Source organism: Psychrobacter sp. SHUES1 (genome assembly GCF_001652315.1).
GTDB classification, from domain to species: domain Bacteria; phylum Pseudomonadota; class Gammaproteobacteria; order Pseudomonadales; family Moraxellaceae; genus Psychrobacter; species Psychrobacter faecalis.
Genome location: NZ_LXWA01000042.1, coordinates 98,336 through 117,965, shown reverse-complemented (window position 1 = coordinate 117,965; position 19,630 = coordinate 98,336). Strand labels below are relative to the sequence as shown.

Genomic DNA, 19,630 nt, shown 5'->3' with positions numbered 1-19,630 from the left:
ATTCAAACGACAAAGACCGACACATGCGCCTAATCGAACTGCGACTCAAAAACTTAAACTCTTTAAAGGGCGAATGGCATATCGATTTCGCTGATTCCGCGTTTATCAATGAAGGTATATTTGCCATTACTGGGCAGACTGGCGCTGGCAAGACCACGATTTTGGATGCGATTTGTCTGGCGCTATATGGTGAGACGCCGCGAATTAATAACATCAGTAAAAGTAGCAACGAGGTCATGACGCGGCAAACGGCAGAGTGTTTCGCGGAAGTGGTCATTGATTTAAATGGCACGCAATATCGCTGCCGCTGGGGACAGCGCCGCGCTTATGGCAAGGCGGATGGTAACTTGCAAGATGCCACCCACGAAATCGCTTTGGTAAAGCCTAAAACTAACCATCACAATAATGCCGATAGCAAAGATGACAAGCTTAAAGGCGATGAAATACTAGAAAGCAAACTCTCACGCACCAAAGAAAAAATCGTTGAGCTGACACGAATGGATTTTCAGCAGTTCACGCGTTCAATCTTACTGGCGCAAGGGAGTTTTTCCGCGTTTTTAAAGGCTAAGGCCGATGAGCGCGCCGATATCTTAGAAAAAATCACGGGTACAGATATCTACGCGACGATATCGACCCATGTCTTTGAAAAAAAACGCGCGGAAGAAGAAATTTTAAATAAACTACAGTTTGGCTTGGATGGTTTAACTTTGTTAGACGCCGATGAAGAAGCGCTGATTAAGGAAAAATTAACCTCGCATCAAACTGCGCAAACCCAGCAGCAACAACAGTATCAACGTCTGCAAACGCAAATCAATTGGCTCGATACGGTGGCAGAATTAGAAAAAAACGTCGATAATCATCAAAACGAGGTTACGGTTGCCAAGCAAGCGCAGGCAGATTTCGCTCCTGACGCTAAGCGTCTTAACGCCGCCAATAAAGCCTTGGAGATTGACAGCCAATACAGCCAACTTGCCCATAATCGTAATGACGTTAAACGCTTGCAAGATGAGCAGCAGCAGCTAAATCATCAGCTACCGCAGCAAGAAGAGCGCCTTGCGCACGCGGTGAATGCGCTAAAAGCAGCTGACACTGATACGCAGAACGCCTATGATAAGCTGCAAACCACCTTACCAAAAATTGCTCACGCTCGTAAGCTAGATGCCGCAATCGCCCAGCAAATGCAGGCGTTAGATGATCAGCAGCAAAGAAAACAACGCCTAGCGACCAATACCCAAGGCTTACGCCAAGAAATAGAAAATCATACCGTCCAATTCAATCAGGACAAAGCCCAGCTAGCAACGATAGAAAAATATTTGATTGACACCGCCGCTTTGCACGATATAGATACCGATGCAGCAAATTTTGATAGCCATGGCAGCCGCCTAAAAGCGCTGCTGCAAGACAATGCCACTTTGGCAAACGAAAAAATTGCTCATCATCAGCAATCAAGCCAATATCAAACCAATCTTGATCAATGTCAGCAGCAGCAAGATGCGACCAACGCTTTGATTGCCAAGGCGCGTGAAGCGCTAGCCGCTTTGCAAAAAAAGCAGGCAGCATTAACCCAAACGCAGTCATTGGCTGCTATACGTGATGAGCAGGAGCAGATTGAGCACACGCACAGCCAGATAGAGCAAGTGAGCTTTAAAGTACAGCACATTGAAGCGCTTGCTATCCAAATCAATAAGATAAACACTGCCCTGCCGACCATTAATGATGCCTTGACCAAACTGGCGGCGAGCATTACTGACAACGAAGCGCTTATGGCAGACGCCAAAGATCGCCGTCAAGATAAGCAAAAGCTGCTCGATTCGTGGCAACAGGTTGCCAGTTTAGAGCATTATATTACCCAACTAAAAGAGGGCGATCCTTGCCCGCTTTGCGGTGCGCGTGAACATCCTTACGGCGCCCATCATCCTGTATTGAACAAAGAGCCAGCCGAAGTGGCTCAAACGCAGCAGCAAATAAGCGAGCTGGATACGACGATCAATGCGCTAGAACAAACCATCTCCAAGCAGCGTATTGAATATGCCACCACACAAAATCAGATTAAGCATTTGCACGAGCAAAAAATCCCACTCTATGAGCAGATGAAAAAACTGGGCGCGGACAGCAATGACTTAATACAGCCGCTTTTGGCTAAGACCTATTCTAACGCTGTGACCGCAAGCATGACTCAGCTTGGCCAAATTGACGCATATATGGATTTGCTGACTAAGCGAGCTGATGATTCAACCGATTCCGCCTTGATAAAAGAGCGCTTAATAAAAGATGGTTTGTTATTGCTAGATACGATTAAAGACCAACTTAGCGAGCGCAAGCAGTCTTTAAAAGACACGCTTACACAACATGAAGCGTTAAGTGATGAGCTTGCTAAAACAAGCAAAACCATTGAGACGTTTGAAAAGCAGCAGTATCAGCTTGCCAATGATATTTATGAGATTAAGAGTAATAGTCAAATAAGCGCGCTGGCTTTGGATGCTATCGAGAAAAAAATCTCGACGAATTTTGCCGAATTAACACAGCTTAAAGACGCTATATTAGCGATATTAAATAAATATCTTGCGGGCAAGTATGAGCTAGATGCCGCCACCAAACCTGCTGCTTTACAGCCGCTGCTGGCGAGTATTGACCAGCAAGTTGTGCTAAGTAAAGCTGACTACGAGGTTCATCTTGATACGCTGCGTCAGCAGCGTAGTAGTTTGGTGCAATTAAAGCAGCAGTTTACTGCTTATAAAAATGCCCAACAAAACCTAATCACTGCGATTGGCAGCATTACCGTACAAATCGAAACCAAGCAAGCCCAGTTGGATAAACAAAAGACTGAGCTTGATGATTTGCTGCAGACAATTACTGCGAAATCTGAGATGCTGGCGCAATTAACGGCTGAGCGGCGCGATATTTTTGCAGACAATATTTTTTCAGGTAATGTGCCAAACACTGATAATGATAATAGCAATATTAATATTAATCCTGATGCAGAAGAAGCAAGGTTACGCACTGCCCTTGAACAGGCGCATAGCGAACAAGCAGCAGCGCAGCGGCAGTTAGATAGTGCTGAGCTTACCCTCAATCAATTACAACGACAGCAGCAGCTGCTTGCCGAGCAATTAACGAGCGCTAGCACTGCTCTGACGACGCAAGAGGATATCTTCAAAACCGCGCTTGCCAGCTCCGACTTTAGCGATGAAGCAGAATTCATGCGCGCGCGCCTGCCAGCTGCCGAGCGTCATCACTTAACCGAGCAGCAGCAGCAAATAAACGATACGCTCAAGCAAGCGCAATCCTTATTGACTCAAACCCTGCAAGCACTGGCGGAGAAAAAAGCCAACCCTTTGACCAATGAAGATATAGAAACACTGGTCGAACAGCAGCAACTGGCGCACAATGAGTTGCAGCGCTTGATTGAGGCAATCGGCGCCATGAGCCAACAGCTCAAAGACAATGAAGAGAAAAAAGGCAACCAGCAGGCGCAGCGCCAAGCCATTGCTCAGCAAAAAGACACCTTGCAAGTTTGGCGACAGCTCAATGAACTGATAGGCTCAAGCAGTGGCAAAAAGTATCGTACCTTTGCCCAAGGTTTGACCTTTGATATCATGGTGACCCATGCCAATGCCCAGCTGCATAAAATGAGCGATCGCTATTTGCTGGCGCGTGACGACAATAATCCGCTCGAACTCAATGTCATTGACAACTATCAAGGTGGTGAGATGCGCAGCACTAAAAATCTCTCTGGCGGTGAAGGCTTCATTATAAGCTTGGCATTAGCGCTTGGGCTGTCGCAGATGGCCAGTCATAATATTCGTGTCGACTCGTTATTTTTGGACGAAGGCTTTGGCACCCTTGATGAGGAATCACTGGATATCGCCCTCGATACCTTGACCAGCTTACAGCAAGAAGGCAAATTGATTGGCGTCATCTCACATGTGCAGGCGCTAAAAGAGCGTATTTTGACCCAAATTCAAGTCACTAAGCTCTCAGGTGGCTTTAGTAAAATCACTGGACCAGGCTGTTATCATATTGCCAGTTAATGGCTAAAGTAATTTTAAGGTGGCACATTTATGCATACTCTATTTAAAATTATTTATATTAATGCGCGTTTGCTTATTGCTTTTATATTTACCATTACTGCTTTTACTTTAAGTTTGACGTCTGCGCAGGCGACGATTAATTGCGCCGGAACTTTACCCAGTAGCTACTTTGAGCGTATTGAAAATATTAAGCCGTTTGCTGGCAAGTTGATCGAACAAGCTGACGGGGCGCAGCAGCTGCAAGACCTAAGTGGTCAGATCGTCATGGATAATCTGTCCGATGCTTATATCGTGATGGACAGCTATGTGCTTGCTAAGCAGGATGGTAAATACGGCGTTATCAATGCTGCTGGCAAGATTATTGTCCCTTTTGAATATGACGCTATTCAAACCGAGCCGGATATCGCAACCAGCTTTATTGTCAGCGTCAAATCATCAGATGCGACAACCAGACAAGGTATTATCAATCGCCATGGTGATTGGATTTTTCCACTAACTACGGCACCTATCGAGCATGCGCACTACGATTCTGATCATGACCAAGATTATTTTAAAATAACTAGCAATCAAGGGCGCATAGGACTGCTTGATGATAAAGGCTACTGGGCAATCATGCCAAATTATGAGGCGATTCATCCGTTAAATGCTTGTACAGGTCAGCTTTTATATTTGCAAGTGAGCTTAAACGACGAGACCGCACTCATTGACCAAAACAATGACGTTATTATTCCGTTTGCCGCCCATCAACATATCGAAGCGTTTAATACTTCTGCTAAGCCGCCGCTATTTTTGCGCAGTACGTTAGTCGATGGTAGCACCGCTACAGGCATGAGCGAAGATATCCAAGACGAGATTGTTAGCGCGCAGATTATCGATGCCAATGGTAAGTTAATCCTCGCATCAGACGCCCCCATCAGAAAGCTGCTATACCATCAGCTTTATACTTATAAGCAAGCGGGCAAGTTTGGCATTATAAATGATAAAGGCAGTGTGATACTAAAACCACAATTTGCTAGTTATCGTGACGATGGTGAGAAAGTCTGGGTTGAAAAAGACGGCAAAATGCGCCGTTTAAATACCCTTATAACCTTAAATTAGCCTTTTTAGTTTTCTTTTTATTATTGAAAAACAAAAAATCACCGTTAACTCATAACGGTGATTTTTTTCTATAAACATATAGTCTGGATTTTCTGTAATTTGCTATCTGGCTTATTTTTTAGCTTATTATTTACTTACCAAACCACTCAGCTCGCTCATGAGCACAGATAGGGTGGATAAACTCATAGCGCTTTCATCATTGCCATCAATTTTTTGCATCTCAGCGGTGATGGACTCAAGCTGACTTTCGTGACGCGATTTCCAGTCATTAAAGGCTTGTTTGGCATTAGGCTGCTTTAATAAAGTATCCATCAGCATACGCAGACTGCGCGAAACTTCGTTGACAAGGGCGTGACGTGCACGGCGATCCCAGTGGTCTTGCTGCGGTAAGGTGGCGATATTGTCCATCATCCAATCTAGCTGCAAAACGTGATAGGCCTCAAAGTATAAAGTGGCAATCTCATCGACTGGGCGCTCGTACTGCTCAGCCAGCAGCGCGGCATCTAGCGCATCGACATGGTAAGGCAACATCGCAAACATCGCCGCATCATCCGCAAACAGCTCGTTTTCCATTAAGCTTGTGATGTCTTCTTGCAAATACTCTGAGAACTGCTGCTCGATAAAACCGCCTGCTTTGGTTAATTTTTCGACACTGTCTTCAAAGCGCTCGATCATATCGGCAACTTGCAAGTCCTGCCCAAAGGCATTGATAAACCACACTACGCCATTTTCAAGCGCATCACGCAAACGCAGCTCAAGCTCGAGTAGCAAGGTGGCATCGACTTGGTTGTCTAGTGACTCAAGTTTTTCCCAAGCTTTGGATACATGGAAGACATCACGAGCAATTGCATAGCCGCGCGCAATCGTAGCAAGCGTTTGCCCCGTTTCCTCAAATAAACGGAATAAGGCTTCGATACCCAAACGGTTGACGATGCTATTGGTCAAATAAGTACTGATGATTTCACGGTGCAGGCGATGTTCTTTCATCTCATCAAAGAAGTTTGCTGCCAGCTCATCGGGGAAGTATTGACGCAGCTCATTGACGAAGTACGGCGCATCAGGCAAATCTGACGCCAGCAAATTATCGTACACCCACATTTTGCCGTAAGCCATGACCACTGCCAGCTCAGGATTGGTGAGACCTGTACCCGCTTTTTGGCGTTTGGCGATTTCCTCATCGGATGGCAGATATTCGATGGCACGGTCAAGACGACCTTCACTTTCTAACATTTGAATAAAGCGTTGATGGTCACTTAAATTTGCCGCGGCACGTAGATGGCTGAGCTCAAGCGCCTGCGGTTGTAGATAATTTTGGCGCAGTACCAATTCAGCGACCGTATCGGTCATAGACTCTAACAGCTCATTACGCTGCTTGAGCGTCATATCGCCTTGCTCGACCACTTTACCCAGTAAAATCTTAATATTGACTTCATGATCTGAGCAGTTGACGCCGCCTGAGTTGTCAATGGCATCGGTATAAATGCGCCCACCCGTTTGTGCGTATTCGATACGCCCTTGCTGGGTAAAGCCTAAGTTACCGCCTTCGCCAACAACTGCCGTTCTCAGCTCACCACCGTTGACGCGCACGGCATCATTGGCGCGGTCACCAACATCGGCATGACTTTCATTGGCGCTTTTCACGTAAGTACCGATACCGCCATTCCAAATCAAATCAACTGGCGATTTTAGCAGCGCGCTGATTAGCTCGTTGGGCGCAAGGCTGTCTTCACTGATCTCAAATAATGCTTTCATCTCAGGACTGATGGCAATGGTTTTATCTTGACGTGAGAAAACGCCGCCACCTTGGCTAATGAGCGATTTTTCATAGTCGTCCCACGTTGAGCGCGGCAGATTAAATAGACGCTCACGCTCGACATAAGAAGCTTCAGTATCAGGGTTTGGATCGATAAAGATGTGCAAATGGTTAAAGGCTGCGACCAGCTTGGTGTGTGTGGATCTGAGCATGCCGTTACCAAAAACGTCGCCGCTCATATCACCGATACCAACAACGGTAAAGTCATCACGGTTTTGGATATCCATACCACGCATACGGAAGTGGCGCTTGACCGATTCCCAACCACCGCGCGCGGTGATACCCATGGCTTTATGGTCATAGCCAACCGAGCCGCCTGAAGCAAAGGCATCGTCAAGCCAGAAGTTATACTCGCTTGATAAGGCATTGGCAATATCTGAGAAAGTAGCGGTACCTTTATCGGCGGCAACCACTAAATACGGGTCGTCCTCATCATGACGTACGGTGTTGGCTGGCGGGACAATTTGACCATCAACAATATTATCAGTAACGTCAAGCATACCGCGCAGGAACGCTTGATAACAGGCAATCCCTTCTGCTTGGAAGGCTTCACAGCCATCAGCCATGGTTTTGGTCTTGACGATAAAACCGCCTTTGGAGCCAACCGGGACAATCACCGCGTTTTTGACCATTTGCGCTTTGACTAGACCAAGTACTTCGGTACGGAAATCTTCCATACGGTCCGACCAGCGCAGGCCGCCGCGAGCGACTTTACCGCCGCGTAAATGCACCGCTTCAACACGTGGTGAATAAACAAATATCTCAAACATTGGCTTAGGTTTGGGTAAGTTTGGAATATCTGCCGCCAAAAACTTAAACGATAAACGGTCTTTACGTTGACCATCCGCTTCTCTTTGATAGAAGTTGGTACGCACCATGGCATTAATCAAATCTAAATACCAACGCAGAATACGATCTTCATCTAAACTACTGACGCCCGCTAAGGCGCTGTTGATTTGCTCTCGAGTTTGACTGGTTTTGCTGGCGCGCTCCTCTTCACTGTATTTAGGATTCATGCGCGCATCGAATAGCTCGCTTAAGGCAATGCTAATGGCACTATTTTTTACCACGGTTTGCTGAATATAAGCACTAGAGAACGGCGCTTTTGCTTGCATCATATAACGTGATAAGGCACGCAGTACCACCACATCATACGTATCGAGTTTGGTGGTTAATACCAGCTCATTAAAGGAATCACTCTCAACGCGCCCTGCCCATATTTGTTTAAGACTGTCTTCAAACTGCGCGCGTACCACTTGCATATCGATGGTGTCAACATGTTCCAATACCAGCTCATACTCTTGCATCCAAATCGGCTGCTCTGGCAAATCGAACTCATAGGTTTGGGCAGAAATGACCGATACACCAAAGTTTTCTAGCACCGGCAAGACTTTTGAGAGAGTCACAGGATTTTGGCGACCATATAGTTTTAGGTGCAGCTGATTGCTGGCGCCGCCCGTTGACTGATATAAATGCCAAATCATTGGCTGCTCGTCATTTAAACTCGCCAGACGCTTGGTGTCTTCGACCGCCGTCCGCGCATCAAAGCGTTCTTGATAGGCTGCAGGAATATAGCTTAAGAAGCGGCGCATTAAGGCATTTGCTTGCTGCTCGCCGACATTATCGAGCAGCATTTTTTGATAATTATCGCGCCATGATTGCATGAGAGCCGACAGCTTATCTTGTAGCGCCGCCGTATCCACGTCATTCACTTGACCGGGTATCGTACGCACATGAACGTGGACGCGGGCGTGTTCTGATTCGTTAAATTCCGTGGTAAAGCCAGATGACGTACCGCCGTAAGCGTCTTTTAAGACGTTTTGTACTTTAATACGCAGCTCGGTATTGAATTTATCACGTGGAATATAGACCAAGCAGGATACAAAGCGCTGATAATGATCGACTCGGCTAAATAAGCGCAAGCTTTTTTTATCTTGCAATTGGCTAATACCAGAGACGATAGGATATAACTCTTCAACGCTGGCTTGAAACAAATCATCACGCGGTAAAGAGTTAATCACATGCATCATTTTATGATACGCATGACCGTCACGTGGCAAATCCGCCATCGCCATGATTTTATTGGCTTTTTCACGCAGCAGCGGAATCTGTTGTACGCTTAGCTGATAGGCTTGCGCGGTAAAGAGACCAATAAAGCGATATTCGCCAATCAGCTTGCCATGGTCATCAAACTTATGAATGCCTAAAAAGTCCATGTATACCGGACGATGGACAGGTGATACACGGCTTGATTTAGACAACATCAATACGCGTGGCTCGGTTAATAGTTTTTTTAGATTATGAGGCAACTCATCAAAGCTTTTTGATAACGTATCCTCACTACCGCCGCGCAACAGGCCAAGCCCACTATTACCAATGGCAAATAAGTCTAAATTGTCATCATTTTCTAAGCGGTACTCGCGATAGCCTAAAAAGATAAAATGCTCATCTAATACCCAATCCAAAAACGCTTGAATTTCTTGCGGCGAATAATACACTTCGGGTAGATTTTGACCAGCCAGCTCCGCTTTTATATCGGTCAGCTTGCCGCGTATCTGCTGCCAGTCATCAACGACGATATCAAGGGTATCGATTTTTGCCAGCAGCATTTGCTTTAATGCCGCCAACTCGTCATTGTTTTGATAAGCAATTTCGCAATGAATCAAAGACATTTTTGAGGTGTCGCTTTCATGAGCACTTTCGACATGAGTGATATCGCCATTTTCATCGCGCTCGACCCCGATAATAATATTATAGGTACGGTGGACGTCGATACCTTCTGCTTCCAAGCTCATTAAAATGGTATCGACCAAAAATGGTCTGTCGTAAGCGACTATTTGAATAACCGTATGCGAGCTATGAAAATGCTGCTCTTCTGCGATGGGGTTTAAAATAGCAAGCTGCGGCTGACTGCCGTCATAAGCTTTGAGCAAGGTGAAATGATGCAGCGCCATACCAGCCAAATCCATATTACTGATATCTTTCGCCACTTCTTGATGCAGCGTCTGATAATAGCTATGAATAAAATGGTCAAATAGCGATTTGTCTTTTTGTACATAACTGGTGGCAATATCGCTTATCTGGCTGATCCGCTCTTTTGCGATATTTAAGTTGTGAGGCATATCCATTGTCCTTTGTTATAGGTTTGTCGTTCTCGTTTTTTCAATAACCAATCATTGGTATCTACTAGTGCCAACCTATCAAAGTGTAACGCACTGCGGCGTCTAGCAAAAGCGTACAACATCATTTCATGAATCAGCAATATGTCGATAACCTTTGATAATGAGACAGTTAATGAGAGAGTCTTTAATAATTAAGACGATAACACCCTAACCTCATCTAAAACTTGCTGGCAGGTGGATACTCATGACAATCATGGCGTTTTTTTGTTAGAATACCGCAGTATATTGCAGCAGATTTTTCTGGCTCGCTATTAACTCCCAAAAAACTAACTCACAAACAACTCACAATGAATTTTGATGCTAAGGGCAGACGTATGATGAATATTTTGGTGATTGGCTCAGGTGGTCGCGAACACGCACTTGCATGGCAGTGTGCAAAAGACGACAAGGTACAAAACATCTATGTCGCTCCCGGTAATGCTGGCACCGCCCTTGAGCCCAAATGCCAAAACGTCACCTTAGAAGATACAGCCGATGCTGACGAACACAGTGCGGTCATCGAATTCTGCCAAAATAATGCCATTGATATGGTGATTGTCGGTCCAGAAGCGCCGTTGGTAACCGGTATCGTTGATGCTTGCCGCGCAGCCGGTATCAAAGCATGGGGGCCAACCGCTTATTGTGCGCAGCTTGAAGGCTCAAAAACCTTTGCCAAAGAGTTTATGGAACAAAACAATATTCCAACCGCAGCCTATCAAGGCTTTACGGACGCTACTGCTGCCAAATCCTATATCGATGAGCAGGGCGCACCGATTGTGATCAAAGCCGACGGCCTTGCTGCAGGTAAAGGCGTTATCGTCGCCGAAACCATCGAGCAGGCGCACGAAGCGATTGACGATATGCTTGCGGACAATAAATTTGGTGATGCTGGTAGCCGTGTGGTTATCGAGCAATACTTGCAAGGGGAAGAAGCCAGCTTTATTTGCATGGTAGATGGTGACAACATCTTACCGATGGCAACCAGCCAAGACCATAAACGTGCTTTTGAAGGCGACACTGGACCAAATACTGGCGGTATGGGTGCTTACTCTCCTGCGCCAGTGGTCACCCAAGACGTTCACGATAAGGTAATGGCGCAAGTTATCCAACCTGTTGTTGATGCCTTGAAAGCCGCCGGCCATCCTTATACCGGCTTTTTATATGCTGGGCTAATGATTGATGAGGCGGGCGACCCGTATGTGATTGAGTTTAACTGCCGTTTTGGTGACCCAGAAACGCAGCCGATTTTGATGCGTTTACAATCATCAATGGTTGACTTGGTAGCACGAGGGTTAGAAGGTAAATTACCAAGCACTGCCAATTGGGATGAGCGCCCTGCTCTTGGCATTGTCGTTGCTTCAAAAGGCTATCCTGAAACCTCATCTAAAGGTGATATGATTACCGGTTTGCCAGAGTTGGATAATGACAATCAAAAGTCAGTCAAAGTTTTCCATGCTGGCACGGCTTTCTCTAATGACGATACGCTTAGTGATGATAGTGATGAGAAAGAAGTCGTGACCAATGGCGGGCGCGTATTGTGCGTGACGGCATTGGCTGATAGCATTTCTGGTGCACAGCAAGCCGCATTGACCGTGACAGGCGCGATTAGTTTTGATGGCGCTCATTATCGCCGTGATATCGGACACCAGGCGATTGCTCGTGAAAACGTTTAATATGGTTAAGCCAATTTAAAACTTATATCATTTTTCTTATATTGTTTTTATGGCAATCCGATCTAGTGTAATGCTAGGTCGGATTTTTCGTTTGCTCATTTTTTATGAGCGTATTTTAAAAATTATCTTTGGCGGCTTAGTGTTAGAATAAGGCTATTTATTGTGGCGCTTGATTTTGAGCGCTTTAATGCTCGGTCGTAGCATGTAACATAGCAATTCATAGATTTACTTTTAATAAGCATACGTTAATTTACAAAGTAACGGTTCATGCTAAGCATGGGCATCTCAATCTACCGCCCGTTATATGATACAATTTTGTACCAGTACGTCGCATCTCCTTGTATTGTCGGTTTACGCCCGCACATCAATAGCAACCGGATGAATGATTATATTTATGGCAAATGATACCTCTAGACCCTCTAATAATAAACCGTCTAATAATAAGCAATCTATCGACAACCTGAAGACCTCAGGGTTTGAGCGTCGGATGTCTATTGCGAAAACTTCCTTAAATATCGGTCGTCGTTGGGCAGGTAATAGTGTGTCTGGTATGTTTTTGAATAAAGAAGCACGTACGGCGCGCAACCAAATTTTTATGGAAGAACAGGCGCACTATCTAGCAGAAGAGCTAGGTAAATTAAAAGGGTCAGTGGTAAAAATTGGTCAAATGCTAGCAATTTATGGCGAACATATATTACCGCCTGAAATCACACGCGCCCTGCAAACGCTCAATGACGATACCGCCACCTTAGCATGGCCAAAAATCGAGGTCACATTACGCCAATTATTGGGCGCGAAGTTAAATGAGCTAGAAGTTGATCCCGTTCCTATTGGTACCGCTTCCCTCGCCCAAGTTCATCGCGCAACGGTATTGGCAACGGGCGAGCAAGTGGTGTTAAAAATCCAATATCCCGGTGTGGCCGATGCCATCAATTCTGACTTGGCTTTATTTAAGCGTTTATTAAAAGTCAGTAATATCGTACCGCAAACACGCGCCCTCGATGCGTGGTTTGAAGAGATACGCGACCTCCTCCATCATGAGGTTGACTACGAAGCGGAAGCAGCGACCACAGAGCGTTTTTATGAGCGCTTACTGGGCGACCCACGTTATATCGTACCTAAAATCAATCGTACTTACTCAACCAAACGCTTATTATGCATGTCTTATGAGCCAGGCATTACGGTGGTCTCGGAAGCGCTACAGTTATTGTCACATGAGCGCCGCAACGCAATCGGTCAAGCGGCTATCGAAATCATGATGCAAGAGATTTTTGTATGGGGCGAGATGCAAACGGATCCCAATTTTGGTAATTACCTCGTTCGTGTCGCTGCTGATGAAAACGAAATCGATAAGCTGGTATTGCTAGATTTTGGTGCCATTCGCCAATTCGATGATAACTTACTAACCATTGCTCACGGGCTATTACGAGCTGGCTATCATCATGACCATCAAGCAATGAAACGCGCCATGACCGGTTATGATTTTTTTGATAGCATGAGCGATAAAGTACGCTCAGATATCGCTTCATTGTTTTTATTAGCAACAGAACCCTTTAGTGACCCTACTTTAAACCCTGATATTCCCAAAAATTGCTTAGATGAACAGCAGCGTTATATCTGGGCGAACAGTAAGTTGCATACTCGCCTCTCAAATAACGCCACTCAAGCGATGCAGTCCTTTGAGTTTAACCTGCCGCCTAAAGAGTTTATGTTTATCAGTAGAAAATTTATCGGTGCCTATACCTTTTTGACGGTATTAGATGCTTATACCGATTCTAATAAATTGGTGAAGCCTTTTTTGTGATATAGGAAGGTTGATATTTTTTGGACCGCCTTTTGTGGCGGTCTTTTTTGGTTTGTTTTTATTTGCTTAGGCTATTTTATGTAATTATCTTCTTGATAATACATTTTTGTTTCATACTCTTTGTCCTTAATTTTTTATTCGGTAATTTTGATTATGATGCATTTTTTTACTTAGGCTATTTTTTATGCTTCATTACTTGCCTGCCAATTGTCGAATCGGGTTTGATAACCGTCAGGCTTACGCATGTTTAGCTGCCAACAAGTTTCACCGCGCGCTAGATACTTGACTTCAAAGTGTGTACGCTGACTATCGCTAGCGACTTTATGACGCGTATTCGGTAAGCACCAGACTTCATTGGCTTGCTGCTCTGCATTATCCATATACGCTTCTATATTAGTCGCCAGCACTACTTCTCCGCCTACTTGCAAACGAGAAAGCAAAAACTCAAAAAAAGGCATGTTTAACCACTGTTGGTTGGGGTTATGTTGCTCAGGATTGGGATATAAGATAAAAATACGCTCGATACTGTTTGGCGCGACAGCATGAACAATCCAAGCGATGGCATCCGCATGAATCGCGCTGAGATTGCTTGATTTCTGCTGCCCGACCAATTTAGCAAAAGCATCGAATTTATTACGCGTACGCTCGATGGCTATTAGATGCTTATCAGGATACTGCAGTGCAAAGCTAAGCGCATGCTTGCCCTTCCCTGCGCCAATCTCCAATACCAAAGGCAGCTGTCTATTCATCAATACTTCTGGAGTCATAAAATCGCGCGGTGCTGAAAGTTTTTGGGGTTGAAAGGCACGCTGCTGCTTATGCGAAAGCTCAAGATTGTCAGTCATCTACTATCCTTAAGGGATTTGTCATTTGTCATTATCCGACCGCATGCTATTATATAGTCAATCCAGCCTAATAGTAATACAACGTCCATGCTTATCGAACGACAATTATTAATGCCGCAGGGCGATTGCTTATAAAGCTGGAAAACTCACATTATTCATACTCGCTATTGATTAGAAGCGCTGTCTTAAATGACAGCATTTATTGATAGCCCATAGGATATACCTACTTTTATTATGACTGAATCTACTTCTAGCAACAGCGACCACAATACCAACCCCTTACCCAAAACCTATCCTTGTCCAGAATGCGGCAACCAAACTGCGTGGCAAGACAATAAATATAAGCCGTTTTGCAGTCATCACTGCAAGCTTATTGACTTAGGCGCATGGGCAAGTGAAGAATATACCTTACCTGCTGAATCGACGCCGTTTTCTGATGAACTCTAATTATCTATTCACTCCCATTAAACCTTTTACCCTCTAACTCTTTATTATGCCAAGGATGTTTTACATGTCTGCTACTTACCTGATGCCCACTTATCTTCGTCAACCTATCAGTTTTACCCGCGGCTCAGGAAGCTGGCTTTATACTCAAGATGAGACGCCTTATCTAGATGCCTTGACCGGTATCGCAGTATGCGGTTTAGGGCATTGTCACCCACAAGTAACCGACGCTATTCAACAGCAGGCAGCAACGCTGGTTCATACCAGCAATTTATTTGGTATTGACTGGCAAGAGCGTGCTGGTGAAGCTTTGTGTCATGCGGCGCAAATGGACAGCGTATTTTTTGCTAATAGTGGTGCTGAAGCCAATGAAGCGGCATTAAAATTGGCACGACTCTATGCGCACCAGCAAGGTTTTAAACGCCCAAAAGTCATCGTGATGGAACAGTCTTTTCATGGTCGTACCTTGCTATCGTTATCAGCAACTGCCAACCCTAAAGCCCGTGAAGGTTTTTATACCTTGGATGAAGACTTTATCCGCGTACCCTTTGGTGATATCGCCGCGATTGAACAAGCGGCTCAAGACAATAATGATATCTGTGCGGTATTTGTCGAGCCTATCCAAGGCGAAGGTGGTTTGAATACCGCAGCCAATGGCTTTACGTATCTTGAGCAACTACAAGCTATATGCGATAGTCATGATTGGTTATTTATGCTTGATGAAGTACAAACCGGTAACGGTCGTACGGGCAAATACTTTGCGTATCAGCATAGCAACGCGCGCCCTGATGTCTTGACGACCGCCAAAGGTTTAGGCAATGGTTTTCCGGTCGGTGCTTGCATGGTACGCGGGCGTGCCAATGGCTTGTTTGGCGCTGGTAGTCACGGCTCAACTTATGGTGGCACACCCCTAGCCAGTCGTGTGGTACATAGCGTTTATGAAGTGCTTGCTGACGGTGGTATCATGGACAATGCCGTCACTGAAGGACAGTTTATCCGTGATGGTGTGGTTAATGCACTTGGACAATATGGCGTCAGCGCCCGCGGTGCAGGAATGATGATTGGTATCGCCCTTCCTCAGCAGATAGACTGTAGCAAATTAGTTGACCGTGCCCGTGATGAGCAAAAATTAATCATTAATGTCACAGGCGGTCATGTGATTCGTCTATTGCCACCGCTTAATATGAGCCGTGATGAAAGCTCACAAGTGGTTGAGCGTTTGGTTGACTTATTAAAACCTTCGTTTTAAACGGTTGATTTAATCAAAGTTTAAAGCTAAAAAAAGCCTATAGATACATTATCTATAGGCTTTTTACTTTTTAACACTATAAAAGCATTTTAAATCAGATATTACTAAATACTTAACCTAATTAGCATGGAAGTACTTTTTTAGTACTTCTAAGCAGCGGGTGATTTTTGCTGGTTGCTGATCACGGTTTAAGGTGACAGCATATAGCACGAAACTTGGCAGCTGATAACCAGTCAACACTTCGACCAAATTGCCATTTTCAAGCTCTCTTTTGACGTCCATCTCCATGATACGAATGATGCCGTGACCTTCCTTTGCTAAAGTCATCGCCATAAAGACGTTGTTGGTATGGATACGCGAATTCATTTTGATGCGTGTTTTCTTGCCTGTTTCGGTCTGAGTAAGCTCGACATGACTTGCGTCTTTCATAATATCGATGCAAATCAGCTCATGGTCTGCCAAATCTTTTGGCGTTTCAATCTTTTTATGCTGACGTAAATACTGCGGTGAGGCGACCAACAGTTGACGCACATCAGATAATGGGTAATTGCTCAAGGTTGAGTCGTTGATATTAGGGCTCATACGTACCGCAATATCGATACGCTCATCAATCATATCGATATAATGATTGTCGGCAAAATAAGTAATGCTAAGGTCATCATGCGCCGACATCCAAGTCGATAGAGCAGGCAAAATATGATGAACGCCAAGCTCAGGCGTGGTTGCAATGCGTAAGCTACCCGCAAGCTCATCACGTAATTGATTGACTTTAATACGCCCTTGTTCAGCGGCACTGACCACATCTTTTGCCGCTTCATAAAAGCTGGCACCCGCTTCTGTTAAGCTGAGCTTACGAGTTGAGCGATGCAAGAGTACTACACCAAGCTCGTTTTCTAAAGCGCGTATCTGTTGGCTGACCGCACTGGTCGTAATACCCAATTCGCGAGCTGAACCACTAAAAGAGCCGTGTCCGACCACACTAGCAAACACAGCCATACCACGTAAATTATCTAACATATTTCCACCTAAGCTGCTTTTTAGTTTTTAATATAACTTAACCATTATAGCGGATTATAATAAATCTTACAGTTTTTTACTATAAGTCTGTTAGTCATCTAAAGCTATTTAGTCATTAATAAAACGAAAAATATCAAGGCGATAAATTGATGTCGCCTTGATATTTGGAGAATTATAATAAAATATATAAAGGTTTACTGATTAAAGATTGCCAATCATAAAATTGAACATTGTTTAATATAACTGAACGCTTTAATATAACTGAACCTTACCCATTTTTCCTTCGCCGCGCTCCGTCAGATATTGCATGACGGGTGTATTAAGTAATCTAGACTCTGCCACTGTACGCGCTTCAATAAGGCGTTTTTGTTGACGACGTTCAGGCGTCTTATCATCGGCTTGCATAATACTGCCATCTATCTGCAAGCTAATGTCTGCTTGCGTAAACTGTTCTTGTAATTTTGCCGCCAGCTGCTGAAAAGTAGCTTGCAGATGCTTACTATCCACCGCCGTGACAAAGACCGCTTTAGCGTTACAGTGCCCGGTCATCATTCCTTGACGTGCCAGTGCCAATTCATCGGACGCCAAACTACCAGCTTCACGGGCGCATTGTAGCCAATAGTCCCATTTTTCTGGCGTCCACTCGCCTGTTAATTCTTGCGGCGCACAGCGTAATAAAGTACGCGGATCATCCACTTGCGCAGTTAATTGAGAATCATTTGCGCTAGGCTCAACAACAGGCTCAGGCTCAACAACAGGCTCAGGCTCAACAACAGGCTCAGGCTCAACAACAGGCTCAGGCTCAACAACAGGCTCAGGCTCAACAACAGGCTCAGGCTCAACAACAGGCTCAGGCTCAATAACAGGTTCAGGCTTAATATTGCTGCTTAATAAATCCAATCCTTCATCATTACCGTAGCTATTATATTGGTCAAATTCAGCATCATCATAACTAGTGTTGTATGGCTCGACCTCATTTTGACTTGAGGTCTGATAATCAGCATCGTAGTCTGGTAGTGGCGGTATTGAGTCCGCTGCTGGTTCTAACTGTGGTGCTGGCGGCAATTCTGATAGCGCTTCTACTACTGTTGAGGTTTGCTCTAATGAAGGCGCTATATTTTCATCTGTACTTAAAAGTGCAGTGGTGTTTGCTGCATCAGCAGTATTGGCACTTATTGATACTGTATTGAGTTCAGCCTTAGCATTATCGGCAGTGTTAGTTTCTATCGAGCCTGTAGAAACAGATGATACAGAGCTAGATGCTCTAGGGACAGAAGATATAGTAGTATCCGGTACGTTTGCTAAAATCTCATCGACGGGTAAAGGTCGAAACGCCAATAGACGTAAAATACACATCTCAAGCGCCTGCATCGGTGTGCTAGCCAGCTTTACGCCTTCACGCGCCTGCAAGACGATTTCGTAATATAGCTGTAAAACGTCAGGACTCATGTGCTGCGCAAGCTGATTAATCTGCTGCGCTTGTGCTTCGTTTACGTTAAGCGCAACCTCAGGCAGCAGTTGTGTCAATGCCAATTGATGCAACAACTCAGCCAAGCCGTCAAACATGCTAGTGGCATCGACCATTTGCGCGCGCATTTGCTCGATATGTGTGGCGACTGCTGATTTATCATGATTATAAATATCTGTAATTAAACGCACCAAGTCAGCGGCATCAATTAAGCCAAGCATGGCATTAACTGTTACATCATCGAGCGCGCCTTGTCCAAATGCAATCGCTTGATCGGTCAGCGATAACGCATCACGCACCGAGCCTTTAGCAGCACTGGCCAATTGCCAAAGCGCAGGCTGAGTATAATCCACCCGCTCTTGATTTAAGATATTGGCTAGATGCTCACTAAGCAGACTTTGCGATAAAGGACGCAGCACAAACTGCAAACAGCGCGAGATAATCGTGATGGGCAGCTTTTGTGGGTCGGTGGTGGCTAGTAAGAATTTTACATGCTCAGGTGGTTCTTCCAAGGTTTTGAGCAGCGCATTAAAGCTGTGTGTCGACAGCATATGCACCTCATCAATCAGGTACACCTTGTAGCGACCTTGGCTTGGCGCATACGGCACATTATCAAGTAGCTCGCGGGTGTCTTCAACTTTGGTACGCGAGGCCGCATCAATCTCGATTAAATCAATAAACCGTCCTTGATCAATCGCCACGCAGTTATCACAGACACCACATGGCGTGCTAGTGATACCCGTCTCACAGTTTAAACATTTAGACAAAATACGCGCAATAGTGGTCTTACCGACACCGCGCGTACCCGTAAATAAGTAAGCATGATGCAGACGATTATAATCAATCGCATTAATCAGTGCTTGGGAGACGTGCGATTGCCCAATCAACTCGTGAAAGTTTTTTGGACGATATTTGCGCGCTAAAACTTGATATTGCTGCGTCATAATAAATGCCAATGTGAGTAATGATATAAATAAAGCTTCAAATCAGCGATTTAGCTTAAAACTTACCACTAAAGTAGGTATTG

10 protein-coding genes are annotated in these 19,630 nt (G+C 44.9%); 6 read left to right on the top strand and 4 right to left on the bottom strand.

Translation table 11 applies throughout. The annotated features are described in order from the left end of the window. Positions 1–23: 23 nt before the first annotated feature. Both A7325_RS05470 and A7325_RS05465 read left to right on the top strand, forming a co-directional pair. On the top strand, positions 24–4,031 hold the full coding sequence (locus A7325_RS05470) for an AAA family ATPase (RefSeq protein WP_068405345.1): 4,008 nt from the start codon (positions 24–26) through the stop codon (positions 4,029–4,031). Positions 4,032–4,061: 30 nt separating this feature from the next. Continuing rightward, on the top strand, positions 4,062–5,129 hold the full coding sequence (locus A7325_RS05465; RefSeq protein ID WP_068405342.1) for a WG repeat-containing protein: 1,068 nt from the start codon (positions 4,062–4,064) through the stop codon (positions 5,127–5,129). Positions 5,130–5,255: 126 nt separating this feature from the next. Here A7325_RS05465 and A7325_RS05460 read toward each other — a convergent pair whose 3' ends face one another. After that, positions 5,256–10,064 (bottom strand): NAD-glutamate dehydrogenase, encoded by a 4,809-nt coding sequence (locus tag A7325_RS05460; protein ID WP_068405339.1) that lies wholly within the window; start codon positions 10,062–10,064, stop codon positions 5,256–5,258. Between the two features lie 377 nt (positions 10,065–10,441). Here A7325_RS05460 and purD point away from each other — a divergent pair, with 377 nt between their 5' ends. After that, positions 10,442–11,776: a phosphoribosylamine--glycine ligase gene (purD, locus tag A7325_RS05455; RefSeq protein WP_068405404.1), complete on the top strand. Its 1,335-nt coding sequence runs from the start codon at positions 10,442–10,444 to the stop codon at positions 11,774–11,776. Between the two features lie 394 nt (positions 11,777–12,170). Then, positions 12,171–13,580, top strand: a complete 1,410-nt coding sequence (locus A7325_RS05450) for an ABC1 kinase family protein (RefSeq protein WP_068405401.1) — start codon at positions 12,171–12,173, stop codon at positions 13,578–13,580. 182 nt (positions 13,581–13,762) lie between these two features. On the opposite strand, the gene trmB is transcribed toward A7325_RS05450, so the two are convergent. Continuing rightward, on the bottom strand, positions 13,763–14,425 hold the full coding sequence (gene trmB / locus A7325_RS05445) for a tRNA (guanine(46)-N(7))-methyltransferase TrmB (RefSeq protein WP_068405335.1): 663 nt from the start codon (positions 14,423–14,425) through the stop codon (positions 13,763–13,765). Between the two features lie 234 nt (positions 14,426–14,659). On the opposite strand from trmB, the gene A7325_RS05440 reads away from it, so the two are divergent. Beyond that, a complete protein-coding gene (locus A7325_RS05440) occupies positions 14,660–14,872 on the top strand; it encodes a DNA gyrase inhibitor YacG (RefSeq protein ID WP_068405332.1) in 213 nt (70 codons plus the stop codon). Between the two features lie 64 nt (positions 14,873–14,936). After that, positions 14,937–16,118 (top strand): aspartate aminotransferase family protein, encoded by a 1,182-nt coding sequence (locus A7325_RS05435; protein ID WP_068405329.1) that lies wholly within the window; start codon positions 14,937–14,939, stop codon positions 16,116–16,118. 117 nt (positions 16,119–16,235) lie between these two features. Here A7325_RS05435 and A7325_RS05430 read toward each other — a convergent pair whose 3' ends face one another. Together A7325_RS05430 and dnaX are read right to left on the bottom strand one after the other, a co-directional pair. Further along, positions 16,236–17,135 carry a LysR family transcriptional regulator gene (locus A7325_RS05430; RefSeq protein ID WP_068405327.1) on the bottom strand — a complete coding sequence of 300 codons (900 nt, stop codon included), beginning with the start codon at positions 17,133–17,135 and terminating at the stop codon, positions 16,236–16,238. Between the two features lie 252 nt (positions 17,136–17,387). Then, positions 17,388–19,547, bottom strand: coding sequence for a DNA polymerase III subunit gamma/tau (gene dnaX, locus A7325_RS05425; protein WP_068405324.1), 2,160 nt, complete (start codon positions 19,545–19,547; stop codon positions 17,388–17,390). Between the last annotated feature and the right edge of the window lie 83 nt (positions 19,548–19,630).

Coding starts and splice junctions, on each gene's coding strand:
- A7325_RS05460 (WP_068405339.1), bottom strand. CDS start 10,064: ATGCCTCACAACTTAAATATCGCAAAAGAGCGGATCAGCCAGATAAGC.
- A7325_RS05430 (WP_068405327.1), bottom strand. CDS start 17,135: ATGTTAGATAATTTACGTGGTATGGCTGTGTTTGCTAGTGTGGTCGGA.
- A7325_RS05440 (WP_068405332.1), top strand. CDS start 14,660: ATGACTGAATCTACTTCTAGCAACAGCGACCACAATACCAACCCCTTA.
- trmB (WP_068405335.1), bottom strand. CDS start 14,425: ATGACTGACAATCTTGAGCTTTCGCATAAGCAGCAGCGTGCCTTTCAA.
- A7325_RS05435 (WP_068405329.1), top strand. CDS start 14,937: ATGTCTGCTACTTACCTGATGCCCACTTATCTTCGTCAACCTATCAGT.
- A7325_RS05470 (WP_068405345.1), top strand. CDS start 24: ATGCGCCTAATCGAACTGCGACTCAAAAACTTAAACTCTTTAAAGGGC.
- purD (WP_068405404.1), top strand. CDS start 10,442: ATGAATATTTTGGTGATTGGCTCAGGTGGTCGCGAACACGCACTTGCA.
- A7325_RS05450 (WP_068405401.1), top strand. CDS start 12,171: ATGGCAAATGATACCTCTAGACCCTCTAATAATAAACCGTCTAATAAT.
- dnaX (WP_068405324.1), bottom strand. CDS start 19,547: ATGACGCAGCAATATCAAGTTTTAGCGCGCAAATATCGTCCAAAAAAC.
- A7325_RS05465 (WP_068405342.1), top strand. CDS start 4,062: ATGCATACTCTATTTAAAATTATTTATATTAATGCGCGTTTGCTTATT.